At 68.5% G+C, this 24,651-nt stretch carries 25 protein-coding genes and 1 pseudogene; 11 read left to right on the forward strand and 15 right to left on the reverse strand.

Features of this window, described 5'->3' with window-relative positions:
* Positions 1-59: 59 nt before the first annotated feature.
* The 3 genes from BV908_RS18000 to purM all read right to left on the reverse strand — a co-directional run bounded on the left by BV908_RS18000 (position 60) and on the right by purM (position 2,823).
* The gene (locus BV908_RS18000) at positions 60-452 is read right to left on the reverse strand and encodes a universal stress protein (protein WP_011806137.1); all 393 of its coding nucleotides are present in this window, start codon (positions 450-452) and stop codon (positions 60-62) included.
* Between the two features lie 223 nt (positions 453-675).
* Entirely contained in the window at positions 676-1,755 is a 1,080-nt protein-coding gene (locus BV908_RS18005) for an AI-2E family transporter (RefSeq protein ID WP_103738813.1), read from the reverse strand.
* An 18-nt stretch (positions 1,756-1,773) separates the two neighbouring features.
* Positions 1,774-2,823, reverse strand: coding sequence for a phosphoribosylformylglycinamidine cyclo-ligase (gene purM, locus BV908_RS18010; RefSeq protein WP_103738814.1), 1,050 nt, complete (start codon positions 2,821-2,823; stop codon positions 1,774-1,776).
* A gap of 336 nt (positions 2,824-3,159) precedes the next feature.
* Between purM and hda the strand changes: the two genes are divergently transcribed.
* From hda to folK, 4 genes are read left to right on the forward strand one after another with little or no spacing between them, the layout of a single operon-like run.
* Positions 3,160-3,852 carry a DnaA regulatory inactivator Hda gene (hda, locus tag BV908_RS18015; RefSeq protein WP_011806134.1) on the forward strand — a complete coding sequence of 231 codons (693 nt, stop codon included), beginning with the start codon at positions 3,160-3,162 and terminating at the stop codon, positions 3,850-3,852.
* A gap of 50 nt (positions 3,853-3,902) precedes the next feature.
* Positions 3,903-4,604: an HAD family phosphatase gene (locus tag BV908_RS18020; protein ID WP_011806133.1), complete on the forward strand. Its 702-nt coding sequence runs from the start codon at positions 3,903-3,905 to the stop codon at positions 4,602-4,604.
* Positions 4,601-6,196, forward strand: a complete 1,596-nt coding sequence (gene pcnB / locus BV908_RS18025) for a polynucleotide adenylyltransferase PcnB (RefSeq protein ID WP_103738815.1) — start codon at positions 4,601-4,603, stop codon at positions 6,194-6,196. The genes BV908_RS18020 and pcnB overlap by 4 nt, the downstream gene beginning before the upstream one ends.
* Positions 6,193-6,711 carry a 2-amino-4-hydroxy-6-hydroxymethyldihydropteridine diphosphokinase gene (gene folK / locus BV908_RS18030; protein WP_103738816.1) on the forward strand — a complete coding sequence of 173 codons (519 nt, stop codon included), beginning with the start codon at positions 6,193-6,195 and terminating at the stop codon, positions 6,709-6,711. The genes pcnB and folK overlap by 4 nt, the downstream gene beginning before the upstream one ends.
* Positions 6,712-6,976: 265 nt before the next feature.
* On the opposite strand, the gene BV908_RS18035 is transcribed toward folK, so the two are convergent.
* Entirely contained in the window at positions 6,977-7,948 is a 972-nt protein-coding gene (locus tag BV908_RS18035) for a tripartite tricarboxylate transporter substrate binding protein (protein WP_103738817.1), read from the reverse strand.
* 132 nt (positions 7,949-8,080) lie between these two features.
* On the opposite strand from BV908_RS18035, the gene BV908_RS18040 reads away from it, so the two are divergent.
* Positions 8,081-8,431 (forward strand): four-helix bundle copper-binding protein, encoded by a 351-nt coding sequence (locus BV908_RS18040; RefSeq protein WP_103738818.1) that lies wholly within the window; start codon positions 8,081-8,083, stop codon positions 8,429-8,431.
* Positions 8,432-8,618: 187 nt separating this feature from the next.
* Here the strand turns inward: BV908_RS18040 and BV908_RS18045 are convergent, their stop codons facing one another.
* Entirely contained in the window at positions 8,619-9,671 is a 1,053-nt protein-coding gene (locus BV908_RS18045) for a CDP-6-deoxy-delta-3,4-glucoseen reductase (RefSeq protein ID WP_103738819.1), read from the reverse strand.
* Between the two features lie 45 nt (positions 9,672-9,716).
* Here BV908_RS18045 and BV908_RS18050 point away from each other — a divergent pair, with 45 nt between their 5' ends.
* Positions 9,717-10,673 carry an SDR family oxidoreductase gene (locus BV908_RS18050; RefSeq protein WP_103738820.1) on the forward strand — a complete coding sequence of 319 codons (957 nt, stop codon included), beginning with the start codon at positions 9,717-9,719 and terminating at the stop codon, positions 10,671-10,673.
* On the opposite strand, the gene BV908_RS18055 is transcribed toward BV908_RS18050, so the two are convergent.
* From BV908_RS18055 to BV908_RS18080, 6 genes and pseudogenes are all read right to left on the reverse strand, one after another.
* Positions 10,670-11,317 (reverse strand): DUF4124 domain-containing protein, encoded by a 648-nt coding sequence (locus tag BV908_RS18055; RefSeq protein ID WP_011806126.1) that lies wholly within the window; start codon positions 11,315-11,317, stop codon positions 10,670-10,672. The two genes, BV908_RS18050 and BV908_RS18055, sit on opposite strands and share 4 nt — an antisense overlap.
* A 9-nt stretch (positions 11,318-11,326) precedes the next feature.
* The gene (locus BV908_RS18060; protein WP_103738821.1) at positions 11,327-11,926 is read right to left on the reverse strand and encodes a hypothetical protein; all 600 of its coding nucleotides are present in this window, start codon (positions 11,924-11,926) and stop codon (positions 11,327-11,329) included.
* A 247-nt stretch (positions 11,927-12,173) separates the two neighbouring features.
* A pseudogene (locus BV908_RS22495) lies at positions 12,174-12,938 on the reverse strand (methyl-accepting chemotaxis protein); the annotation flags it as partial.
* A 152-nt stretch (positions 12,939-13,090) separates the two neighbouring features.
* A complete protein-coding gene (locus BV908_RS18070) occupies positions 13,091-14,059 on the reverse strand; it encodes a tripartite tricarboxylate transporter substrate binding protein BugE (RefSeq protein ID WP_015913802.1) in 969 nt (322 codons plus the stop codon).
* Between the two features lie 90 nt (positions 14,060-14,149).
* Complete coding sequence (locus tag BV908_RS18075; RefSeq protein WP_015913801.1) at positions 14,150-15,406, reverse strand: CaiB/BaiF CoA-transferase family protein; 1,257 nt, start codon at positions 15,404-15,406, stop codon at positions 14,150-14,152.
* A 152-nt stretch (positions 15,407-15,558) separates the two neighbouring features.
* The gene (locus BV908_RS18080; protein WP_103738822.1) at positions 15,559-16,755 is read right to left on the reverse strand and encodes an acyl-CoA dehydrogenase; all 1,197 of its coding nucleotides are present in this window, start codon (positions 16,753-16,755) and stop codon (positions 15,559-15,561) included.
* Positions 16,756-16,919: 164 nt separating this feature from the next.
* Here BV908_RS18080 and BV908_RS18085 point away from each other — a divergent pair, with 164 nt between their 5' ends.
* On the forward strand, positions 16,920-17,873 hold the full coding sequence (locus BV908_RS18085) for a LysR substrate-binding domain-containing protein (RefSeq protein WP_103738823.1): 954 nt from the start codon (positions 16,920-16,922) through the stop codon (positions 17,871-17,873).
* 21 nt (positions 17,874-17,894) lie between these two features.
* On the opposite strand, the gene BV908_RS18090 is transcribed toward BV908_RS18085, so the two are convergent.
* Complete coding sequence (locus BV908_RS18090) at positions 17,895-18,620, reverse strand: LrgB family protein (protein ID WP_047350722.1); 726 nt, start codon at positions 18,618-18,620, stop codon at positions 17,895-17,897.
* Entirely contained in the window at positions 18,617-18,991 is a 375-nt protein-coding gene (locus BV908_RS18095; protein ID WP_103738824.1) for a CidA/LrgA family protein, read from the reverse strand. Before BV908_RS18095 ends, BV908_RS18090 begins: the two co-directional genes overlap by 4 nt.
* Positions 18,992-19,216: 225 nt before the next feature.
* Here BV908_RS18095 and BV908_RS18100 point away from each other — a divergent pair, with 225 nt between their 5' ends.
* Both BV908_RS18100 and BV908_RS22920 read left to right on the forward strand, forming a co-directional pair.
* Positions 19,217-19,444 (forward strand): hypothetical protein, encoded by a 228-nt coding sequence (locus tag BV908_RS18100; protein ID WP_047350721.1) that lies wholly within the window; start codon positions 19,217-19,219, stop codon positions 19,442-19,444.
* 613 nt (positions 19,445-20,057) lie between these two features.
* Positions 20,058-20,192, forward strand: coding sequence for a hypothetical protein (locus tag BV908_RS22920; RefSeq protein ID WP_255580449.1), 135 nt, complete (start codon positions 20,058-20,060; stop codon positions 20,190-20,192).
* A 583-nt stretch (positions 20,193-20,775) separates the two neighbouring features.
* Here BV908_RS22920 and BV908_RS18110 read toward each other — a convergent pair.
* Together BV908_RS18110 and BV908_RS18115 are read right to left on the reverse strand one after the other, a co-directional pair.
* Entirely contained in the window at positions 20,776-21,384 is a 609-nt protein-coding gene (locus BV908_RS18110; protein WP_103738826.1) for a lipocalin family protein, read from the reverse strand.
* Positions 21,385-21,409: 25 nt separating this feature from the next.
* On the reverse strand, positions 21,410-22,360 hold the full coding sequence (locus BV908_RS18115; RefSeq protein ID WP_103738827.1) for a MerR family transcriptional regulator: 951 nt from the start codon (positions 22,358-22,360) through the stop codon (positions 21,410-21,412).
* Between the two features lie 169 nt (positions 22,361-22,529).
* Here BV908_RS18115 and BV908_RS18120 point away from each other — a divergent pair, with 169 nt between their 5' ends.
* Together BV908_RS18120 and BV908_RS18125 are read left to right on the forward strand one after the other, a co-directional pair.
* A complete protein-coding gene (locus BV908_RS18120) occupies positions 22,530-23,834 on the forward strand; it encodes an FAD-dependent oxidoreductase (protein ID WP_103738828.1) in 1,305 nt (434 codons plus the stop codon).
* Entirely contained in the window at positions 23,831-24,649 is an 819-nt protein-coding gene (locus BV908_RS18125; protein WP_015913790.1) for a DUF1365 domain-containing protein, read from the forward strand. The genes BV908_RS18120 and BV908_RS18125 overlap by 4 nt, the downstream gene beginning before the upstream one ends.
* Positions 24,650-24,651 lie beyond the last annotated feature (2 nt).

Consider the following 24,651-nt stretch of genomic DNA (forward strand, 5'->3'; position numbering starts at 1 on the left):
GATGGCTTCAGATCGTAGCGGCCAACGCGGGCGTCGGCGGGGGATTTTTCAACGGCCTGTTAAGCGGCCTTGACGGCCAATACCGGGCAATCGACGTTGAGCAAAATCTCCTGAGCCATGCTGCCCAGCAGCAGCTTGCCGACGGGCGAGCGTTTGCGCAGGCCGATCACCAGCACGGATACCTGCAGCGCCGCGACCATTTCCTCGATCTCCTCGATGGTGCTCTTGCCGCGCACGAACTGCTTGAACTCGGCCTCGATCGGCAGCGTGGCCAGGCGCTCCTCCACACGTTCGGCCTCGTAGCCGTTGACGATGCTGGGGTCTTCCTGGCGCCCGCCGGGGCCGGCGTTGACGACGACCAGGCGTTCATTGCGGCGGGTGGCGATTTCGATGCCCTTGTCCAGCGCGGCCCGGCCTTCGGGGCGTGGAACGTAGGCGACGAGAATGGTCATGCAAAGTCTCCCTTATAGCTGTGATGACGATGTGTCTGGCGCACTGCGCGCCAGCCGCCAGAATAGCCCAACATCGCAGGCGTTGGCGAGTGTCATCCCGGGTGCGGGGCGCGCGATGAGGGCCAGGCGCCGCGGTGGACGCGGGAAGAGGTTTTGGGGATGAAAAAGCCCTGCAGCGCTTTCTGGACAAGCGCTAGCAGCTATGGTTTTTGCGAAACGACGGCTATACCAGCCGCGCGGCTTCCAGTTCTTTCTTCAGGTAGGCGTAGAACAGCGGTGCCGCCACCAGCCCCGCGGGGCCGAAGACGGCTTCGGCCACGAACATCACCGACAGCAGCTCCCACACGCCCATGTGGGTGCGCCGCCCCACGACCTTGGCGTTGATCACGTACTCGGCCTTATGGATCAGGATCAGGAAGGCCAGGCAGGCCACGGCCGCAACGGGCGATACCGACAGTCCCACCAGCGTGATGACCGCGTTGCACAGCAGGTTGCCCACGATGGGCACCAGGCCGGCCACGAAGGTCAGGGTGATCAGCGCGGGGGTGTAGGGCAGGTCCAAGTCCCACAGGGGCAGCACCAGCAACAGGAACAGTGCGGTGAGCAGCGTGTTGAAGGCGGCAATCCAGAACTGCGCCGCGACGATCTGGCGGAAGGCCTCTCCCATACGCGCGATGCGCAGCACCAGCTCTTGTGCCAAGGGGCCGCGTGAAGCGCCCACGCTGCGCACGGCGGCCAGTGCCCCGATCAGCAGGCCCACATAGGCATACAGCAGGCCCGTGAGCCAGGCGCGCCCCGCCATGGCCAGGGCGCCGGCCTTGGCGGCCAGATAGGCGGCGATGGTGCGCTGGATTTCGGCGGCGCCTTCGGGCAACTGGGCCGCGATGTCGGTGGGCAGCTTCAGCCGCAGTTCCAACACGGTGCGGGCGAGGAAGTCCAGCAGTTCGCGGTATTGCTGGGGGGCGTCGACGATATAGGTGCGCGAATGCGACAGCGCCAGCGCCAGCAGCACCAAGGGAGACAGCATGACCAGCGTGGCGGCTGCCGTCTGGCCGCGGGTTGCCATGCTGTTCGCCGTGCGCGACGGGAACCACGCCAGGCGTGGCGCCAGCCAACGCGTGAGCAGAAAACCCAGGCACACGCACAGCAGCCCGGGCAGCAGCCCGCGCAGCATCACCAGCAGCAGCGCGGCGCCCATCAGCACATAGCTGGCGATCACCACGCCCCGCGTGGCGGGCGCGAATGGCGGCCTCAGGGCGTCAGGCGTGGCGGCGGAGCCTTGCGGCGGCTGACCCGAAGGCATCGTGCCAATCGCGATGGATCAGCCCACGACGACGGCGGCGCCGTCGCCACGCTCGGCAATGGCGCCGATGGCGTACACCGCCTCGCCCAGCGCGCGCAGCGTGGCGGCCGTGGCATCGGCGGCCTCCGCCGGCACGACCACCACCATGCCGATGCCGTTGTTGAACGTGCGGTTCATCTCGATGTCGTCGATGCCGGCGGTCTTTTGCAGCCAGGCGAACAGCTCCGTCTGCGGCCAGCTGCCGGCCTTCAGGTGGGCGGCCGTGCCTTCGGGCAGTACCCGCGGAATGTTCTCCAGCAGGCCACCACCGGTGATGTGGGCCAGGGCCTTGATCGGATGCTGTGCCAGCGCGGCCAGCACGTTCTTCACATACAGGCGCGTGGGCTCCATGACGGCGGCCTTGAAGGGCTTGCCGTCCAGCGTGTCGGGCAGCGTGCCGGCGGCCGCGGCGCGCTCGATGCACTTGCGCACCAGCGAAAAACCGTTGGAATGCACGCCGCTGGAGGCCAGGCCCAGCACCACGTCGCCGGGTTTCACCGTCTGGCCGGTGAGGATCTTCGACTTCTCGACCGCGCCCACGGCAAAGCCGGCCAGGTCGTATTCACCGTCGGGGTACATGCCGGGCATCTCGGCCGTCTCGCCGCCGATCAGTGCGCAGCCGCTCAGCTCACAGCCACGGGCGATGCCCCCCACCACTGCGGCGGCGGTGTCCACGTCCAGCTTGCCGCAGGCGAAGTAGTCCAGGAAGAACAGAGGCTCGGCGCCCTGTACCAGCACGTCGTTGACGCTCATGGCCACCAGGTCGATGCCCACGGTGTCGTGCATGTTCCACTCGAACGCCAGCTTGAGCTTGGTGCCCACGCCGTCGGTGCCCGAGACCAGCACCGGCTCCTGGTAGCGCTTGGGCACCTCGAACAGCGCGCCAAAGCCGCCGATGCCCGCCATCACCCCCTCGCGCAGGGTCTTCTTGGCCAGCGGCTTGATGCGCTCGACCAGCGCGTCGCCCGCGTCGATGTCAACGCCGGCGTCTTTGTAGGAGATGGGAGTGGAGGGGGCAGAGGAACTCATGGGATGTGCGTCAGTGCTGAGGGCCGCGGTCGGCGGGCCGGAAAGCGGGGATTTTAAGGGTCCGCCCGGGCGGGCCGCGAATGCCCCCGCGCGGCGGGCTGCGCCGCACGCGGCCCGGGCTCGGGTCGTCTGGGCCATCGACGCACTAAAATCGCGGGTTGCACGCCCTGCGTGCCACCCGCTTCCCGGGTGCCTCCGTGGTTTCGCGGCGGTGAACCGCGGCGCGTCCCCTACCTTGCCTCCCATGCCATCCACTCCATCCCGTTACGGCCCGGCCACGCTCCGCATTGCGCGCGGAGGCCGGGGCGCGCCGCATTTGCGCGGGTGGCGCTCGCCATGAAGCAGCTGGCCCTGGACATTGGCCTGGTGACCGGCCCCACGCTCGACAACTTCCATGCCGGCCCCAACGCGCAGGCACTGCAGCACCTGCGGCTGGCGGTGGCCGGTGGCGCCGCGCCGCGCTCGCCCGTGCCCACCTACCTGTGGGGCGAAACGGGCACCGGCAAGTCGCACCTGCTGCGGGCCACGTACGAGGCGCTGCGCGGGCAGGGCGCCAGCGTGGGCTGGCTCGACGCCTCCGTCGCGCTGCCCTCGGCCTTCGACGAGCGCTGGAGCGCGGTGCTGCTCGACGAAGTGCACCTGTACACCACGGCGCAGCAGGCGGCGGCTTTCAACTGGTTCGTCAACGCCATCAACCCCACCGAAGGAGCGCCCCGTTGGGTACTGGCCGCGGGCGACCTGCCGCCGGCCGACCTGCCGCTGCGCGACGACCTGCGCACACGGCTGGGCTGGGGCCACGTGTTCCAGCTCCAGCTGCTGGACGAGCAGGAGCGTCGCGCCGTGCTGCGCCAGCAGGCCGATGCGCGCGGCATCTTCCTGGCCGATGAGGTCATGAACTACATGCTGGGCCGCTTTTCGCGCGACCTGGGCAGCCTCATGCAGCTGCTGGACCGGCTCGACAGCTTTGCGCTGCGCACGCAGCGCGCCGTCACCGTCCCGCTGCTCAAGACCATGCTGGAGACCGAGTAGCGCGCGGCCATCGGTGCAGGGCGCTTTCATCCACCCATTGCAATCAACGCATGACCTTTGACACGCAGGTACAACGCCGCCGACTGGCCCTGTTCGACCTGGACCACACCCTGCTGCCCCTGGATTCCGACTACGAGTGGGGCGAATTCACCATCCGCATCGGCTGGGCCGACCGCGAAGAGTTCGGCCGGCGCAACAAGGCGTTCTACGACGACTACGTCGCCGGGCGGCTGGACGTGCACGACTACGTGCGCTTCGCCACCGACGCCATTCGCCAGCGCGGCGCCGAGGCGGCGGCCCTGGCGCACGCGCAGTTCATGCGCGAGGTGATCCAGCCCGCGCTGCGCGAGGAAGCGCGCGCGCTGGTGCAGCGCCACCGCGACGCGGGCGACGAGGTGCTCATCATCACCGCCACCAACGAGTTCGTCACCCGCCCCATCGCTCTGGCGTTGGGCGTGGATCAGCTGGTCGCCGTGGAGCTGGAGCGCGGCGACGACGGCTGGATCACCGGTGGCATTCGCGGCGTGCCCTCCATGCGCGAGGGCAAGGTGCAGCGCATGGAGCAATGGCTGGCCGAGCGCGGCCTGCGCTGGACGGACGTGGACAGCACGTTCTACAGTGACTCCATGAACGACGTGCCGCTGCTGGAAAAGGTGGATCATCCCGTCGCCACCAACCCCGATCCACGCCTGCGCGCACTGGCTTCCCAGCGCGGCTGGCGCATTCTGGACCTGTTTCCCCCACACCCATGATCAAGACCTTCATCGACAAACTGCTGGGCAAGGGCGCCGCAGGCGCGGGCCGTGGCACACGCGGCCGCTTTGGCAAGCGTGCGGAAGTGCCCGCCGCGGTGCACGGCATCAACCCCGAACTGGTGGACCGCCGCGCCAGCGACGTGGTGCGCACACTCAAGCAGGCGGGCTACGAGGCCTACATCGTCGGCGGCGCGGTGCGCGACCTGCTGCTGGGCCTCAAGCCCAAGGACTTCGACGTGGCCACCAACGCCACGCCCGAGCAGGTCAAGGGCCTGTTCCGGCGCGCCTTCATCATCGGCAAGCGCTTTCGCATCGTGCACGTGGTGCACGGCCGCGGGCGCGAGCATGAGGTGATCGAGGTCTCCACTTTCCGCGCCTACATGGACAACGCGGCAGCCGAGCAGGTGGGGGGCAACGAAAAGACCAGCAAGGCCCAGCTGGCCGGCATGCACCATGCCGTGGACGCCAGCGGCCGCGTGCTGCGCGACAACGTCTGGGGACCGCAGGACGAGGACGCCACGCGGCGCGACTTCACCGTCAACGCCATGTACTACGACCCTGAGACCGAGGTCGTGGTGGACTTCCACAAGGGCATCGAGGACGCCAAGAAGCGCGTGCTGCGCATGATCGGCGACCCGGCCACGCGCTACCGCGAGGACCCCGTGCGCATCATCCGCGCCGTGCGCTTTGCGGCCAAGCTCAGCCCGCTGGGCTTTGCCCTGGAGCCCAAGACCGCCAAGCCCCTGGTGGAGTGCGAGCCGCTGCTGCGGGAGGTGCCGCAAAGCCGCCTGTTCGACGAGATGCTGAAGCTGCTGCAGACCGGCCACGCGCTGGCCTCGATCGCGCAGCTCAAGTCCCTGGGGCTGGCCACGGGCATCTACCCGCTGCTGGACGTGGTGGTGGACCGTTCCAGCCACCCGTTCGTGCAGGCCGCGCTGGCCGACACCGACCGCCGCGTGGGCGAGGGCAAACCCGTTGCGCCCAGCTTCCTGCTGGCCTGTGTGCTGTGGCAGGACGTGAAGGCCGGCTGGGAGCAGCGCCTGGGGCGCCAGCAGCCCTTTCCGGCGCTGCAGGATGCGATCGACGATGTGTTCGACAAGCGCATCGGCGATGTCTCCGGCCGCGGCAAGCTGGCGGCGGACATGCGCGAGATCTGGGTCATGCAGCCGCGCTTCGAGAAACGCTCGGGTAGCACGCCCTTCGGCATGGTGGCGCACCTGCGTTTTCGCGCGGGCTTCGACTTCCTGCGCCTGCGCGCGGACGTGGGCGAGGTGGAGGAGGCGCTGGCCGAGTGGTGGCAGGAGTTCTCGCTGGCCGACGATGCGCGCCGTGAGGACATGATCGAGCAGGCGCGCGAGGAGCAGCGCGCGCGCCAGCGCAAGGCCCAGCCCACGGTACGGCGCGTGCCCAAGGCCGCGCCAGTCGCCACGGACGACGCCGAGCCCCCGCGCAGGGCCAGCGATGCCGGTGATTCCCTGGCCGAGCCAGCGGCAGAGGACGCTGCTGCGCCCAAGAAGCGCCGCCGCCGTCGCCGCAAGCCCACGGGCAGCGGTGCATCCGAGGGTGGCGCGCCCGCGGGCGAGGCGTGACCCCGCCTTCCGTGGCGGCCAGCGCCTGGGTGGGCCTGGGCGCCAATCTGGGGGATGCGCGCGGCGCGCTGCGCGACGCGGTGCGGGCGATGGGCGCGTTGCCCGGCACCCAGGTGCGGCAGGTCTCGTCGCTGTACCGCAGCGCGCCGGTGGATGCCGGCGGGCCCGACTATCTCAATGCCGTGGCGCAGTTGCAGACCACCTTGGCGCCACTGGCGCTGCTGCATGCCCTGCAGGCCATCGAGCAGGCCGCGGGGCGCGAGCGCCCCTACCGCAACGCGCCACGCACGCTGGACCTGGATCTGCTGTTGTACGGGGAGGAGCGCCTGGACGGCGCCGAACTCACGCTGCCCCACCCGCGCATGGGCGAGAGGGCCTTCGTGCTCCGCCCCCTGGCGGAGCTGGCGCCCGGCCTGGCCCAGACGTGTGGCACAGCCGCCCAGCGCGCCCTGGCCAGCGGCCAGCGCATCGAGCGCCTGGCCGAAGCCACCGAATGGCTGGGCGCAAACTCCTGAATTAATAGCTGCTTGCGCTGGTCGTGCGGACGTTTGAAGGTGAAACCACCTGCAAACCGCCATATGGAAAGCGTGAGGCGCTCTTATTTTTGATGTAAGCGCGCCGCCGGTTGCGAGGCGTCCCCGCCGTGGCGGCGGGTGCGGCAGCGCAACAGGGGGCGCCGTTGGGGCGGCTTGGCCCCAGGCTGACGACGACACGCCCGGACAGTCGCGCCGTGTGCGCCGCCCGCGGCACTCCGGTGGCACCCGCAATGCCGCGTTCCGGTCAGTCCACCTTGGCGCCGGAGGCCTTCACCACCTGCTGGTACTTGGCGCGCTCGGCGGCCATGAAGGCGTCGAACTGCTCTGGCGTGGTGGCCACGGGCTCGGCCATCAGCGCGGAAAAGCGCGTCTTGGTTTCCGGTGCCTTGAGTGCCTCTGTGAAGGCCTTGTTGAGCTTGGCGATCACGGGCTTGGGCGTGCCGGCCGGTGCCACCAGACCCCACCAGGTGTCGATGGCAAAGCCCTTGAAGGTCTGCGATAGCGGGGGCACGCCGGGCAGCATGGGGCTGGCTTCCAGCGAGGTGACGGCCAGGGCCTTGAGCTTGCCCGACTTGATGTTGGGCGCGGCGGCGGCCAGGTTGTCGATGTTGAAGTCCACCTCGCCGGCCAGCAGGGCCAGCTGCGCGGGGCTGGCGCCGCGGTAAGGGATGTGCAGCGCGAAGATGCCGGCCTTCTGCTTGAACATCTCACCCGCCAGGTGGCCGGCGCTGCCGTTGCCGCCGCTGCCGTAGTTGAGCTTGGCGGGGTTGGCCTTGGCGTAGGCGATCAGGTCCTGCAGGGTGTTGATCTTGAGCTGCTCGGCTCGCGCGGCGTTGACCACCAGCACGTTGGGCACGCGCACCATCTGCGTGATGCCGGCGAAATCCTTGGCCGCGTCGTAGGGCATGCGGTTGTACAGCCAGGGGTTCACGGCGTGCGTGGCCGTGGCGGCGATGCCGATGGTGTGTCCGTCGGGCGCGGACTTGGCGATCAGATCGGCGCCGATGTTGCCGCCCGCACCCGCCTTGTTGTCGACGACCACCACGCCGAGCGTGTCGCGCACGCGCTCGGCCAGCGCACGCGCCGTCACGTCCAGCGGGCCGCCGGGCGCGTAGGGCACGACCAGGCGGATCGGCGCGTCCTGCGCGTGGCTCAGGGGGGCTGCGAGTGCCGCGCCAATGGCAGCGGCCGAAAGAAGAAGGTGTCTGCGGTTCATAGGCCTCCATTGTGCAAAAAATGGAAGGCGCTTCCGTGGCGCCGCAATGCTGCCCTGTCCTACGACAAGGCGCAGCGCATCTTTCTACGATGGGCCCGGGCCTTGCCTGCCCCCGCCCATGAAAGGACTGACATGCTGGACGCCCCCACCATCCTGGACGAATCACGCTACTCCCACTGCATCGCGGCCTGCAACGCATGCGCTGCCACCTGCGATTTCTGCGCCGCGGCGTGCCTGCGCGAGCCCGACCCGCGCCACATGGCCAAGTGCATCGCGCTGGACATGGACTGCGCCGACATCTGCCGCCTGGCTGCCGCCACCATGGCCCGCGAGAGCCCCCACGTGAACTATGTCTGCGAGCTGTGCGCGCGCATCTGCGAAAGCTGCGCACAGGAATGCATGAGCCACGCGGCGGACCATTGCCAGGACTGCGCGGAAGCCTGCAAGCGCTGCGCCAGCCTGTGCCGCGACATGATCGCTTGAGTGAATTACGCTCCCTGAGCGGCGGCGCTTACCGCGGCCTTGTTGCAGCACTTCGCGGTGCCGTGCGACGCGGATCGCGCACGGTGCCCGCGGTCTGGCAGATCCCGTCAGACGACACCTGCTGGCTGGGCACAACGTCCGTTGCGTGGCGCAGGGTCGTGCGCGGTGCGCCGCGGGGAAGCGCCCGTCAGCCGCCGTGCTTGTCGGCCTCGGACGTGAACGCGTCGGCGTAGAACTCGTCGGGCGGCAGGCCTCGCTCCGCGCTGTAGGCGGCGCGGGCCGAGTCCACCACGATGGGCGCGCCGCAGGCATAGACCTGGTAGCCCGAGAGGTCGGCAATGTCCTCCATGACCGCCTGGTGCACGAAGCCCGTGCGGCCAGCCCAGCCGTCCTCGGGCAGGGCGTCGGAGACCACGGGTACGTAGCGCAGGTTTGGCAGCGCGGCCAGGCGCTCGCGGATCCAGCCGTCCATGTACAGGTCCGCCGGGCGGCGCCCGCCCCAGTAGAGCGTGGCCGGGCGCGTGATGCCCTTGTGCTGCATGTGTTCGATCAGCGCCTTGATGGGCGCAAAGCCCGTGCCCGAAGCCAGAAACACCATGGGCTTGTCGGAATCCTCGCGCAGGAAGAAGCTGCCGAAAGGGCCCTCCACGCGCAGGATTTCCTTCTCCTTCATGGCGTTGAACACATGGTCGGTGAAGCGCCCGCCGGGCATGTGGCGGATGTGCAGCTCCACGCCTGGCGCGCCTTCCTGCGTGTGGGGTGCGTTGGCCATGGAGTACGCGCGGCGCGCGCCGTCACGCAGGATGAATTCGATGTACTGGCCCGCGTGGTAGCGGAAGGTGTCGGCCGCGGGCAGTTGCAGGCGCACCTGCATCACATCGTGCGATGCGCGCGTGAGCGCCGCCACGCGCACCGGCAGCTTCTTGATGGGATAGGCGCTCTCGTCGGTCACCTGGCGCGATTCCAGCACCACGTCGGTCAGCGGCTGGGCACAGCAGGTGAGCACGAAGCCGGCTTCTTCCTCATCGGTGCTCAGCGCCTTCTGTTGGTGCTCGCCGTGCACCACCGAGCCGCTGAGCTTCTTGCACTTGCACGAGCCGCAGGCACCGTCCTTGCAACCGTAGGGCATGCCCACGCCGCCGCGGATGGCCGCGGACAGGATGGTTTCGCCAGCCTGCGCCTCGAAGGCACGACCACTGGGCTGCACGGTGATCTGGAATGCGGTCTCTGCGCTGGTCATGACAGTGGGTATCCTTGGAGTTGTCTTCAAGCAAACCGACCGATTTTGCCCTCAATCCAAAACCCTCTCGGCGCCCTGCCGGCGCGCTTTCGCCGCCAGCGCGTGCTCATCATTGGCTGCGGCGACGTGGGGCTGCGCGTGGTGCGCAGCCTGAACGGACCCCAGGGCGGGAGTGGCCGCCCGCGCGTGCTTGCGCTCACGTCCTCGCCCACGCGCGTGCCGCAGCTGCGTGGGGCGGGCGTTACGCCGCTGCTGGGCAATCTGGACGATGCGGCCACGCTGGCGCGCCTGGCGGGCGTGGCCACGCGGGTGCTGCATCTGGCGCCGCCACCTGGCGAGCGCGAGGTTGGTCCGCGCTGGTGGCTGGACCCCCGCAGCACGGCGCTGGCGCGTGCGCTGCGCCGGCGCACGCTGCCGCAATCCCTGGTGTATGCCTCCACCAGTGGCGTGTATGGCGACTGCGCGGGGGACTGGGTGCCCGAGTCGCGGCCCGTGGCGCCCGCCACGCCGCGCGCGCAGCGCCGCGTGAATGCCGAGCGCGCCATGCGTCACCTGGGCCGTGCGGGCGTGCCCGTGAGCATTCTGCGCGTGCCCGGCATCTACGCCCCTGACCGTGAGGGCGGCACGCCCGAAGCGCGCCTGCGCCGCGGCACGCCCGTGCTGGCCGAGCCTGACGACGTCTATACCAACCACATCCATGCGGATGACCTGGCGCGGGCCTGCATGCTGGCGCTGTGGCGCGCTCGTGCGCAACGTATCTACAACGTGGCAGACGACAGCCAGCTCAAGATGGGAGACTACTTCGACTTCGCGGCCGACCTCTATGGCTTGCCGCGTCCGCCGCGCGTGCAGCGCAGTACCGCGCAGGAGCAGCTACCGCTGTCGCTGCTGAGTTTCATGGGCGAATCGCGGCGGTTGACCACTACGCGCATGGCGCGCGAACTGCGCCTGCGTTTGCGCTATCCGACCGTGCGCGAAGGGCTGCAGGCACCGCACCCTTAGCGGGGGTAGGTGTTGCCCTGCTTGTCGTAGCAGCGAAACACGTTGCAGTGCGTGATTTCGCGCCGCGGCGGCGGCGCGGGCCGTGGTGGCACCACCACCACCGGCGGGGCGTAGTAGGGCGAGGGATAGACGGTGCGGCTGGAGCGCGCGCTCTCCGCGCGTGCATAGTCCGCCGGACTCAGGCAGGCGAGGTCGGCCTGGCGCTGCGCCGCATCCAGCCGCGCCTGCTCGTCGTACATGCCGCGGCCCATGGTGGAGAGCACCTCCTGCAGGTTGCGCCTTGCGCGCTGGCAGTCTACGGATTGCGATGGATCGGCCGGGGTGGCGCGAGGGCGCGCTGCGCGCGTCGCGGGCTCGGCGTCGCGCTGTTGCTGGCGCTCCCATTGCTGTCGCTCCTGCTTGCGCTCCAGGGCTTCGGCGGCTTGCTCGCGCTCCTGCTGGATTTCCTGGGGGGTCTTGCGGGCTTCGACTTCGCGTGCGGACTGGCCGCGGCCGCAGTCGCCATCGGTGTAAGTCACCTTGCCCGTGGCCGGGTCGGTGCAGCGCACCACCTGGGCCATTGACGGCAGGGGCAGACAGGTAACCAGCGTCAGCGCCAGCGCGGCACTGACGGTGCCAAGGGAGCCAGGCAGGGCTCGGGTCATGGGCGGCCTTCAGCGCCAGTCGGGGCGCGGGTTGGGGCGGTCGCCGGGCTGGGGCTGGAATGCCTGGTTGCGTCGCTCCCGCTCGGCTTCGCGCTCCGCGCGGCGGTCACGTTCGAACTGCAGCTGCCGTTCGCGTGCCACGTCGGGGTTGGGGTGGCGCAGCAGTTGGTCTTCCTTACGGCGCTGGTCCCAGTCGCGGCGGCGTTCGGCCTCCCAGCGTTCGGCGTCGCGGCGGCGTTCCGCTTCGCGCCGGTCGGCTTCACGGCGGTCCGCATCGCGGCGGCGGTCGGCTTCGCGACGACGGTCCGCCTCACGGCGTTCGCGCTCCTGGGCCTCGCGCCATTGGCGCTCACGCGCTTCCCGCCACTGGCGCTCGCGCCACGCGTCTTCACGCCAGCCGGAAGGCGGCGGGGGGTAGTCGCGCCAGCCCAACGGCGGGGCGGTATAGATCACGCCGGGCTGCTCGTACACCGTCATGGACGATGGCGCGGGATAGTAGCCGCCCCCATCGTAGTAGGGGTCACCCGGCACAGCCGCGCAGCCGACAGCCAGCGAGGCGAACACGCCGGCGGTGAGGATGCGCACAGAAGTCCAACGCAAAAGAGGCATGGAGAGGTCTCCCGGGTAAGCACGCCGGGCGGTCCGGGCCGGCGCTGTGGTGGTAAAGGCGGTGGTCTCGCTGCCACCTCTTGTGTGTCAGACGCGCGTCGGGCCATTTTGGTTGACCCTACCGGACCGGCTTTGTCAGGCTTTGCCGCCTCTTCACCATTGTGACGGGGTGTTTCGCCGCCAGCGCAGGGCCTGGCGGCCGCGCGGCGCGCGCTGATTCCGCCTGGCGCAAGGGCGCCGACGCTGCCTACCCGTGCTGTTGCGCTGCGGGCACGGAGCCGTCGGCGCGCAGGCGGAACAGGGCCACGGACTGCACCAGTTGCTCGGCCTGCAGCTTCAGGCTGTCGGCGGCGGCTGCGCTTTCCTCCACCAGTGCGGCGTTCTGCTGCGTGGCCTGGTCCATCTGCGCCACGGCATCGCTCACCTGGTGCACCCCGGCGCTTTGCTCCTGGCTGGCGGTGCTGATCTCGGCCACGATGCCGCTCACCCGCTGGATGGCCGTCACCACCTCCGTCATGGTGGCGCCGGCTTGGCCGACCAGTGCGGACCCTTGCTCCGCCCGCTCCACGCTGGTGTGGATCAGTTGCTTGATCTCCTTGGCCGCGGCGGCCGAGCGCTGGGCCAGCGCGCGCACCTCGCCGGCCACCACGGCGAATCCGCGGCCCTGCTCGCCGGCGCGTGCGGCTTCCACCGCGGCGTTCAGCGCCAGGATGTTGGTCTGGAAGGCGATGCCGTCGATGACGCCGATGATGTCCGCGATGCGGTGGCTGCTTTCGTTGATGCCCTGCATGGTGGTGACGACCTGGGTCACCACTTCGCCGCCCTGGCTGGCGACCTGCGAGGCGTTGGCGGCCAGCTGGTTGGCCTGGCGCGCGTTGTCGGCGTTCTGGCGCACGGTGGAACTCAGCTCCTCCATGGAGGCGGACGTTTCCTCCAGCGCGCCGGCCTGCTGCTCGGTGCGGGCCGACAGGTCGTTGTTGCCCTGGGCGATCTCGGTGCTGGCCAGTGCCACCTGGCGCGCGTTGACTCTTTCTTGTATTTTGTTTCAATAGGTAATTGCCCTGTAATGCTTGGGCATGTCAGGAAGGCCTGCCGTTGCACTCATGGCGCAAACGAAAAAGCCCCGCGGGTGGCGGGGCTGGTGAGGGTGGAGGCGGTGCGCGCTCAGTCCATGGTGAGCTTCTGCTTGTCCACCACGTTTTTGTAAGCCGTGTATTCGGCCTTGATTTCCTGGGCGAACTTCGCCGGCGTGTCGGCCACGATCAGCGAGCCCGTGTCCTCGATGCGCTTGCGCACCGCAGGGTCCTTCAGCACCTTGTGCACGGCGGCGTTGACCTTGTCCACGATGTCCTTGGGCAGGCCCTTGGGTCCGATGATGCCGTAATAGGCCATACGGTTCACGTTGGGCAGGCCCACTTCGGCCAGTGTGGGCACGTCGGGCAGCACGGCCAGGCGCTGCGGGGCGGCCACCACCAGGGCGGTCAGGCGCTTGTCCTTGATGAAGGGCAGGGCCGACGGCAGGTTGTCGAAGATCAGCGGGATCTGGCCGGCGACGGCGTCGTTCAGTGCCGGGCCCGAGCCGCGGTAGGGCACGTGCACCAGCTGGGTGCCGGTCTCCAGCATGAACATTTCCATCATCAGGTGGCCGATGCTGCCGGTGCCGGGCGAGCCGAACGAGTACTTGCCTGGAGTCTTCTTGACTTCGGCCAGGAAGCTCTTGTATTCCTTGCCGACGAACTGCGGGTTGGCCGCAATCACGTTGGGCGTGGCGGCGATGTTCACGACCGGGGTGAAGTCGGTGAACACGTTGTAGGGGATCTTGGGGTTGATGGCCGGGTTGGTGGCCGTGGTGGACACGGTGGCCACGCCCAGGTTGTAGCCGTCCGGCGTGGCGCGCGCGGTTTCGGCCGCACCGATGGCGCCGCCGCCGCCGCCCTTGTTCTCCACCACCACGGGCTGGCCCAGCTCGCGGCCCAGGGGCTCGGCCACCACGCGGGCGATCAGGTCGGTGGTGCCGCCCGCGGCGAAGGGCACCAGCAGGCGGATGGGCTTGTTGGGGTAGCCGGACTGGGCCTGGGCGGCCGTGCCGAGCAGGGCCAGCAGGCCCAGGGTGAGTGCGCTGCGACGAATCATGCTCTTATCTCCTGTTATCGATGTGGTGAAGCAATGGCGTGCCAGTGATGGCGGGAAGGAAGCACCGGCGGGGCCGGTGCGGGAAAAGGGTCAGATGGCACCCCCCGCTTTGAGCGCTGCGATGGCCGAAGCATCCAGGCCCAGCTCGCGCAGCACCTCGTCGGTGTGCTGGCCGAGCGCGGGTGGCGCGCGATGGTAGCTGACGGGCGTGCCCGACAGCCGCATGGGGTTGGCTACCGTGGCCACGTGGGCGATGCCGTCGCCGGCGTCGCGGGGCAGCTCCCTGCGGATGCCGCGCGCGCGCACCTGTGGGTCGTCGAAGGCCTGGGCGATGGTGTTGATGGGGCCGCAGGGCACGGCCTTGTCCTCCAGCAGGGCGATCCACTCGGCGGTGCTGCGGGTCTGCAGGACGGGCTCCATCAGCGCCAGCAGCGCAGCGCGGTGCTGCACGCGTGCGGTATTGGTGGCAAAGCGTGCGTCCTGTGCCCATTCGGGGTGGCCGCACGCCTGGCAAAAGCGCGCGAACTGTCCGTCGTTGCCGATCGCCAGCAGCACGTTGCCGTCGCGGCTGCGAAAGTCCTGGTAGGGCGCCAGGCTGGGGTGGATGTTGCCGGCGCGTCCGGGCGCCTGCCCGGTGGCCAGGTAGCCCGCCGCCTGGTTGGCCAGCACGGCCATGCCCACGTCAAGCAAAGCCATGTCGATGTGCTGCCCTTCGCCGGTGCCGTTGCGGGCGTTGTCGCGCGCGTTCAGCGCGGCCAGGATGGCGTTGCTGGCGTACAGGCCGGTGAACACGTCCACCACGGCCACGCCGACCTTTAGAGGCCCGCCGCCGGGCTGCCCGTCGGCATGGCCGGTGATGCTCATCAGGCCGCACATGGCCTGCACCATCAGGTCATAGCCGGCGCGTTCGGCATACGGCCCGTCCTGGCCGAAGCCGGTGATGGAGCAGTAGACCAGGCGCGGGTTCAGCGCTTTCAGGCTGGCGTAGTCCAGCCCGTATTGCGCCAGACCGCCGACCTTGAAATTCTCGACCACCACGTCGGCCTCGGCGGCCATGCGGCGCAGCAGCGCCTGGCCCTCGGGGTGGGCCATGTCCACGGTGATGCTGCGCTTGTTGCGGTTGCAGGCGGTGAAGTAGCTGGCCTCGCGCGTGTCGCGGCCAGCGTCGTCCTTCAGGAAGGGCGGGCCCCAGTGGCGCGTGTCGTCACCGGCCTGGGGGCGCTCGACCTTGACCACGTCGGCGCCCAGATCGGCCAGCATCTGGGTGCACCAGGGACCGGCAAGCACGCGCGAAAGATCCAGTACCTTGATACCGTCCAAGGCGCCGCGGGGGGTGGAAGCACTCATGAAATCGCTATTGAAAACGTAGCTGCTCGCGCTTGTTGTGCCGCAAATTCAAGGATAAAAACCATTGAACTGATTGCAGGGTAAGCGCGAGAAGCTCCTATTTTGAGAGCGCGCGTGACGGGCCTTTGATGCGGCCCGCGCGCCGCGCCGGGTCAGTTGGCGAACGCGGCGATGCCCGTCTGCGCGCGGCCCAGGATGAGCGCGTGCACGTCGTGCGTGCCCTCGTAGGTGTTGACCACCTCCAGGTTCACCAGGTGGCGTGCCACGCCAAACTCGTCGCTGATGCCGTTGCCGCCCATCATGTCGCGCGCCAGGCGGGCGATGTCCAGCGCCTTGCCGCAGTTGTTGCGCTTGATCAGCGAGGTGATCTCGACCACGTTCTGGTGCTCGTCCTTCATGCGGCCCACGCGCAGCGCGGCCTGCAGGCCCAGGGTGATCTCGGTCTGCATGTCGGCCAGCTTTTTCTGCACGAGCTGGTTGGCGGCCAGCGGGCGGCCGAACTGCTTGCGGTCCAGCGTGTACTGGCGCGCGGTGTGCCAGCAGAACTCGGCCGCGCCCATGGCGCCCCAGGCGATGCCGAAGCGTGCGCTGTTCAGGCAGGTGAACGGGCCCTTCAACCCGCGCACTTCGGGGAAGGCGTTCTCCTCGGGCACGAACACGTCGTCCATGACGATCTCGCCGGTGATGGAGGCGCGCAGGCCCACCTTGCCGTGGATGGCGGGGGCGGACAGGCCCTTCATGCCCTTGTCCAGGATGAAGCCGCGGATCTGGCCCACGGTGCCGGATGCCTCCACTTCCTTGGCCCAGACCACGAACACGTCGGCCACAGGGCTGTTGGTGATCCACATCTTGTTGCCCTTGAGGCGGTAGCCGCCGTCCACCTTGTAGGCGCGCGTGGCCATGCTGCCGGGATCGGAGCCGTGGTCGGGCTCGGTCAGGCCGAAGCAGCCGATGAACTCGCCGGAAGCCAGCTTGGGCAGGTACTTCTGCTTCTGCGCCTCGGAGCCGAACTCGTTGATCGGCACCATCACCAGCGACGACTGCACCGACGCCATGGAGCGATAGCCCGAGTCCACGCGCTCGATCTCGCGCGCCACCAAGCCGTAGCTCACGTAGTTCAGGCCGGCGCCGCCGTATTCGGTGGGGATGGTGGGGCCCAGCAGGCCCAGCTCGCCCATCTCGCGGAAGATGGTCACGTCGGTCTTCTCGTGGCGGAACATGTCCAGCACGCGGGGCGCCAGCTTGTCCTGGCAGTAGGCGCGCGCGGCGTCACGGACGGCGCGCTCGTCCTCGGTGAGCTGCTGGTCGAGTTGGAAGGGGTCGTCCCATTGGAAGGCGGTGCGGGGCATGGTGTCTCCAGTGCTGGAATGCGGGGTGGGTGGTAGGACCCAAGCATGCACAAGGTGCATTGCTTGGTTAACGAAGGTGATCGTATGGCGTCTGAGTAAGTGACGGCAAGCGAGTTATTTGCATCCAGATATTTGATTTAAGAATATCTGGCTAAGATGCTGCGATGCGACGACACCTGCCATCCACCCAGGCGCTGGCCTGCTTCGAAGCCGCTGCGCGGCACGAGAGCTATACCCGCGCCGCGCAGGAGCTGGCGCTGACGCAAAGCGCGGTGTCGCGCCAAATCCTGGCGCTGGAGGAGCAACTGGGCGTGCAACTCTTTCGCCGCACGCGCCACGGGGTGGTGCTCACCCCCGCAGGGCGGCATTACGGGCAGCAGGTGGCGCGCTGGCTGCAGGGGCTGGAGCGCGACACGCTCGACGTCATGGCCCACCAGGGGCATGGCGGCGCCATTTCGCTCGCGGCCGTGGCCACCTTTGCCACGCGCTGGCTGATCCCGCGCCTGCCGCTGCTGGCCGCGCGCCACCCCGAGATCGTGGTGCACATCGAGACGCAGACCCGGCCCTTCCTGTTCACCGATACGGCCTTCGACGCGGCGCTGTACGCGGGCACGCCCGAGCAGGTCGCCAACTGGCCCGGCGTGCAGGCGCAGCTGCTGATGCAGGAGGACGTGGTGCCCGTGTCCAGCCCGCGCCTGCTGGAGACGGCGGCGCAGCAACTGGGCATGCCGCGCGGCACGGGCCGTGCACACCAGGGCCTGCCGCCACAGGCGCTGGCGCGGCTGCCGCTACTGCAGCAAAGCACCCGGCCCTATGGCTGGCGACAGTGGTTCGATGCCATGGGCGTGTTGGATGCGCCGCGCGCGCTGGAAGGGCCGCGCTATGAACTGTTCTCCATGACGGCCGCCGCGGCGGCCCACGGCCTGGGGATTGCGCTGATGCCGCCCATGCTGATCGAGGCCGAGATCGCCCGGGGCGAGCTGGTGGTGGCCTGCCCGCGTCCGTTGCGTGGCGAGCGGGGTTACTACCTCGTGAGCCCCGCGCAGCCCCAGCCGCCGGTGCTGGCCGCGTTCGCTGGCTGGCTGCAGGACATGGCGGTGGCCGGGCCGCTGGCGTAGCCGCTCTTCAGCATCTGTCGATCAGCGTCCACCCATCAACGCGACGCATACCGGCACCAGCACGGCAGTGGCCACACCGTTCAGGCCCATCGCCAGCGCGGCGAAGGCACCGGCCGTGGGATGCACCTGCAGTTCGCGCGCCGTGCCGATGGCATGGGCCGTGAGTCCGATGGCAAAGCCGCGCACGGCCGGGTCGTGCACGCGCAGCAGGCGCAGCAGCGGCCCCGCCAGCACCGCCCCCGCAATGCCCGTGATGGCCACGGCCACCGCTGCCAGCGATGGCGCGCCGCCGATACGCTCCGCCACGGGCAGCGCGATCGGCATGGTGGCGGATTTGGGTGCGAGCGCCATCAGCGTCTCATACGATGCGCCCAGCGCCCAGGCCAGCAGCAGGGCGGAGACGATCGCCACCGTGCAGCCCACGAGCAGCGCCACGCTGATCGGGCGCCAGAGCTGGCGAATGCGCTCGCGCTGCGCGAACAGCGGCACGGCCAACGCCACCGTGGCGGGGCCGATGAGAAAGCTCAGCAGTTGCGTGCCCTCGCGGTAGGTGGCGTAGGGCGTGCCCGTGAGCAGCAGCACCGCCACGACGAGCGCCGTCGCCGTCAGTGGTGGGATCAGCAGCGGGTGTGCGCCGCTGCGCCGATACAGCGTCAGCGTCAGCGTGTAGGCCGCCAGCGTCAGCGCCAGCCAGGGCAGGGGCGACGCCGTGAGCCATGCGGCCAGCCCGGGGAGAGACGCGCTCACGGGGCCTGCTCCTGCTCGCGCGGGCGGGCGTCGGCGCTGTCGCGCAGCAGCCAGCGCAGCGTCCAGGCCGTCACCCCCAGCGTGATGGCCGCCCCCACGATGCCGGCCACGAGGAACGGCAGCCATTCGCGCGCGATGCGGTCAAAGTGCAGCATGACCCCGGCGATCGCCGGTATGAACAGCAGCATCATGTTCTGCAGCAGGCTGCCCGCGGTGCTCTCCAGCGCCTGCGGGACGCGCCCGTATGCCAGCAGCGCCGCCAACAGCAGCAACATGCCTGCGAGAGCGCCAGGCAGGGGCAGGCCCAGGAGCTGGACCAGAAGTTCTCCCAGCAACTGGAGGATGAAGAGGGCGGTCAGGGCGTAGAGCATTGAAGGCGGGCAGGGCGGCGCGCAGGCGCAAAAACCATGATCATCCCTGATACCCACCGCCCCGCGCTGGCGCTCGGGTGATGCCGCCTCTTTGCGGGAGGTCGGGGGCTCCGCCGGTTGCGCGCAACGGCCATCCGCAATACCCTGGTGTGCAGCGGTCGTCCGGCGAAGCACTCTCCGGTGCAACGCAACGGTCGCCGCACCACTGCACCAGGAGGACTTGCCATGGCTACCGCCCAGCCCCTGTACCACGCGCCCGCGTTTGAACCTACCGTGGATGAGATCGCCACGCTGAAGCAGCTCGAAATGGGCCAGGCCATCAGCGTGCCCGACGCGCTCAAGCACCACCTGTCCGGGCGCTTGCTGGAATGGGCCTACATCGGCAAGACGGCCACGGGCGAGTTCCACATCACCGACCTGGGCCGCCAGCTCATCAAGCGCCAAAACAACTGAGCCGGGTCACCGCTGCGGGGCGGATTCGCCTCCGTCCTACACGGCGTCCCGTGCGTGCGAAGGTACCTTACGGCCACCGCGGCAAACACCCGACGGGTGCGCATCGCAGCTTCGCTGCCATGCCCAGGCGGCGCGGGCCGGGCTTCTCGGCTCCCATTGCGGGAGCCCTGGTGCCAGGTCTGGGCCGAACGCTGTGGCTGCATGCGTGGCAAGGGTGGCGTTCTCTTATCGCCGCCCGGCGGCATGTGGCTAACACCCGTAAGCTTTGCCCTTTGGCAGCGTCCCGTGCTGGCCAGTCCTCACGGGGCCCCGCGTACTCGATTGCCGAGGCGCGGGCGGCAGGCACATCGTCCTGCCGCTGCCTCTGGCGCGGTATGCCACCGACCCGGAGATGGCTGACATGATTCACCGCACCGCTCTCGCCCACCGCCAACCGGCCGATCCCCCCGTGGAGCCGGATGTGCCCGCACCACCCCCGGAGCCCGCTGACACGCCTCCGCGCATGGACTGAATGGCGGTACGTACGGGCGGCACGCGCACTTGCGCGGGTGGCTGTCTTACAAGGCAGGCCCCGCCAGGCGCTTATGGTGGACCGCAACTATCGGAGCGTGACATGCCACCTACCAAACCCGCCTCAGGCGAAGTACCCCATTCTTCAGGCCGCAACCGCGTGGCCACCTCCAGGACTGTGACACTGCTGCTCATCGCCGTGGCGGTGATGCTGCTGTTCCTGTGGGCGCCGTGGTAGCGCCGGGAGAGGCCGATGGTCTTTTTGCGCTGTTGAACGGGACGTTCGAACGGGGCATTCGTCTGACAGTGGCCTTGCCCCTGCGTTCCTAACGTGGTGCTTCATGTAACACAGGAGCTTCACCATGAACCGCACCCCCAACCGTCCGGGCGCTGCACCATCCCCGGCCACCACCCCACCGAGCCAGCGCGACGACAAGCGCGCCATTCGCATCGCTCTTGTCACCGCCCTTATCGCGCTGGTAGCCGTTGTCGTATTCAACTTGCGCGCTCCAAAGGATCGCCTGAGCGCGCCCGGCGAAGGGGCTCCCGCAGCCACCCAAAGTTCTCCCGGAATGGCCGGGCCGTCGGTGGATGCCCTCCAGCCCTCAGCGCCCCAGCGCGGCGACACGCCTACCACCCCGGGTCGCGAAGGCATGGGCGCACCTGCCGGGGGCGCGCCCGCGGCGCAGTAGACGATGCGGGCACGCGCATTGCCGCACGACTGACCGGCTACGACCGTGGGTCAAAGAAGGCCGCACGCCACTGAGCGCGTTTTCGATCCCACGTAGGCTTCTTTTCCCGCTGCTCGCTGGTACATGCAGTCAATGGGGCGGGTGCGCAGGATCCTGGCGCTTGTGCGTGACCCAGATCAGGGCGTGCGTATCCACCCCCAGCGCCTGGGCGCGAGCCACGATGGCATCGCGCTGCGCGGCGTCCAGTTGTTTGTCGCGCGCCAGAATCCAGCAGTAGCTGGTATCAGGCCCCAACACCAGCGCCCAGCGGTAGTCAGGGTCAAGCGCCGCGACGTGGTAGCCGCCGTAGAACGGGCCGAAGAAGGACACCTTGAGCGATCCGGTGGTGGGGGCACCCGTGAACAGCGCCTTGCCAACGGCTTCGCGCCATTGGCCCGATGCGGCGGCAAAGCCGCGGTTGACCACGCGCACGCTGCCGTCCGCCTGGGGGGTGTAGGTGGCGGACACATCCGTCATGCCGCGCTCGAATGAGTGGTCGAGCCGGGCCAGCTCATACCAGCGCCCTTGATAGCGCTGTAGATCGAATGGCGTGACCGCTTCTACGCCCGGCGGGGGGCTGGTGTTTGCACAGCCGGCCATTGCGGCGACGCCCGCCATCCACAGGGCCCACAGGCCTGCGCGGCAGGACGGGATGAGTGCGCGCCGCACAGAAAATAGAAAAGCCGAGAGCAGGTACATGTGATGTCCTTGACCAAGTGGTGGATCAGTGTGTGTGGCGCCATTGCGCCACCAAGGGTTGAAGCCCCGTCAGGTGCTGGACGGGAGTGATCCCTTCCAGAGGCTTTTGGTACAGAGCCGTGCACGAGCCGCCGACCCACAACGCGGTGGTGGGAGACAACTGGGCCCGCAACTCACGCAGGCTGGCGTGAACGACTGTCCCGTTATGCACATTGCTGAAGCTCAAAGCCACCACATCCGCCCGATGGGCCACGGCGGCTTGGGCCACGTCGCCCACGGGTGTTTGCGTACCCAACGAAACGCAGGTAGAGCCTTCCAGTGCCAGCAGTGCTTCAACCATGAGCAACCCCAAGCTGTGCAATTCCTGGGGCAGCGTGGTGAGCAGGACCTTGGGACCTTGCGGTATGGGCAGCGGTGCCAGGGAAGCAATGGCGTTGCGCAAAACCCCGGTGATGACCTCGGTGAAGAGGTGTTCCTCGAAGACCTCGAAGCGCCCTTGCACCCAGCCCTCGCCCACGGCCGTGGTCAGGGGAGCCACCAGGTCGGTGACGAACGGAGCGAGCCCCATGCGCAGCTGCGCGTGACTCAGGGCATGCCGCAGGGCTTGCGGATCGTGCGCTCCGATGGCGTCAAGAAGCGGAGTCAGGGTCGCAGGTGAGGAGAACGCCTGAAAGTTTGTCTTGGACAAGACTGAGCTGGGGGATGAAGGTCTCTGGTTCAGCAAGGACAGCAGTTCTGCACTGTCCAAGCCCACCACCTTGCCGGGCCTGGCCCCTGTGTCGAGCAGGCGGCGAATCAGTTTCAGCCGTTGCACCTGCTCGCTCGGATACAGGCGGTCCCCCGCCCCGTCGCGCAAGGGTTGCGGGAAGCCATAGCGTTTTTCCCATACGCGCAAGGTGTCCTTGGCTACGCCGGTTTCGCGCTCCACGGCGGCGATGGGCAAACCTGCGCTATCGGGATGGTCTGGCGTGCTCATGCGCCAACCTTTATGCGGCGTACAGGCCTCAGGAGGGTATCGAAAGTCATGGACAAACTGTGGGGATTGGTGAAATTGTCTAGGACAAAATTTGTTTTGTCCACTACATTACGCCCATTGTCTGCGCACAGCGCTACCTCTGGGTATTTCGCCGAGGGTTGGAGTGATCATGAAAATCGCCATCATTGGTTCGGGAATTTCAGGTTTGGCCGCAGCCCACCGCCTGCGGGCGCAGGCGCGTGTCACGGTGTTCGAGGCGGGGCATTACTTCGGCGGCCACACCCACACGGTGGACGTGTGCCTGCCGGACGCGGCGGGGGAATTGGTAACGCATGGCGTCGACACCGGCTTTCTGGTCTTCAACGAACGAACCTATCCCGGGCTGATTGCTTTATTTGACGAGCTGCGGGTACCCACCGCGCGCTCGGACATGTCGTTCTCGGTGCAGGTGCCTGGCGCCGGCGCACTGGGCACCGGGACGCTGGAGTGGAGCGGTGCCAACCTGGCAACCGTGTTTGCCCAGCGCCGCAACCTGCTGCGCCCGCGTTTCTGGGGCATGCTGCGCGAGCTGCTGCGTTTCAATCAGCTGTGCACCACCCTGGCGGAGTCGGGCGAAGAGGCCGCGCTGGCCCAGCCCCTGAGCGAGTTTCTGGCGCGGCATGGCTTTGGCACAGCGTTCCGCGACTGGTATTTCCTGCCCATGCTGGGCTGCATCTGGAGTTGCCCCACCGACCAGATGCTGCGCTTTCCCGTGGCCACCATGATCCGTTTCTGCCACAACCACGGGCTGATTCAGGTGAGCCACCGCCCGCAGTGGTTCACGGTGGCGGGTGGCGCACGCCAGTACGTGCACCAACTGCTGCGGGGGCTTGATGCGCGACTGGCCACGCCCGTGGACCGCATCGTGCGCGATGCCGCTGGCGTGCAGGTGCATGCAGCGGGGCAAAGCGAGCGCTTCGACGCCGTGGTGCTGGCGGTGCACAGCGACCAGGCCCTGCGCCTGCTGGCGCAGCCGACAGAGCAGGAAACCCAGGTGCTGGGTGCCATCCGCTACCAGCCCAATCGCGCGGTGCTGCATACCGACGCGCATGTGATGCCGCAGCGGCGCAGCGCCTGGGCCGCCTGGAATTACGAGCGCGCAGCCAGCAAGGAACGTGAATCGGCGCGCGTGTGCCTGCATTACTGGCTGAATCGCTTGCAGCCTTTGCCTTTTGCCGACCCCGTGCTGGTCTCTCTCAATCCGACGCGTTCGATTGCGGCGGAGAAGGTGTTGGCCGAATTCGACTACGACCACCCCGTATTCGATCTGGCCGCCATTGCCGCCCAGGACCAGGTTCCGCAATTGCAGGGCGTGCAGCGCACGTGGTACTGCGGTGCTTGGACGGGGTATGGCTTTCATGAAGACGGCCTGCAGTCGGGCTACCGCGCCGCCGATCTGCTGCTGGAGCAGTTGCGCCAGCGGGAGGCCGCATGAACCCTCCAGTCACCGCGGTCACCGGCAACCGGCCGCACATCGGCTTCGGTCATGTGTGGCACACCCGGCTGCGCCCGCGCCGTCACCGTTTCATCGTCCCGACCTTCTTCCTGCTGCTGCCCATGCGCACGCTGCGCGCGCAGCCACAGGCCGCGGGCGTGTTGGCGCTGAACCGGCCGGGTGCTCTGGCGTTTCGCGATGCCGACCACGGCGATGGCCGCAGCCCGCAAGCCGGGGGGGCATTGGCCTGGCTGGAAGAGCTGCTACGCGGCGAAGGCATTACCGATGCGCAGGGTGAGATCTGGCTGCACTGCTATCCGCGCATCCTGGGCTACAGCTTCAAGCCGGTGAGTTTCTGGTACTGCCACCGCCGTGACGGCAGCCTGCGCGCCATCGTGGCCGAAGTGAACAACACTTTCGGCGAGCGCCATGCCTACCTGCTCGACACACCAAGGTACGGCGAGGAATTACGCGCGCGCAAGGTTTTCCATGTGTCGCCGTTTTGCCCGGTGGAAGGCGGCTACCGCTTTGAATTCAAGCGCAGTGGCACACAGGGGCTTGAGTCCACGCGCGTGCGCATCGACTTTGACGATGCCCAGGGCCCGCTGGTGCTCACCGGCGTGGCAGGGCGCCTGCAACCCTTGGACGCCAGCAGCCGCCGCCGGGCGCTGTGGCACTACCCGTTTCTGACGTGGGGCGTCATTGCGCGCATCCACTGGCATGCACTGCTGCTGTGGATCAAGCGTGCGCCCTTGCATTCCAAACCCACGCCGCCTGCACGGCCCGTGACCCGATCTTCCTCGCCGAGCACCTGACC

This window comes from Diaphorobacter sp. LR2014-1 (assembly GCF_002916785.1).
Lineage (GTDB): Bacteria > Pseudomonadota > Gammaproteobacteria > Burkholderiales > Burkholderiaceae_C > Diaphorobacter > Diaphorobacter nitroreducens.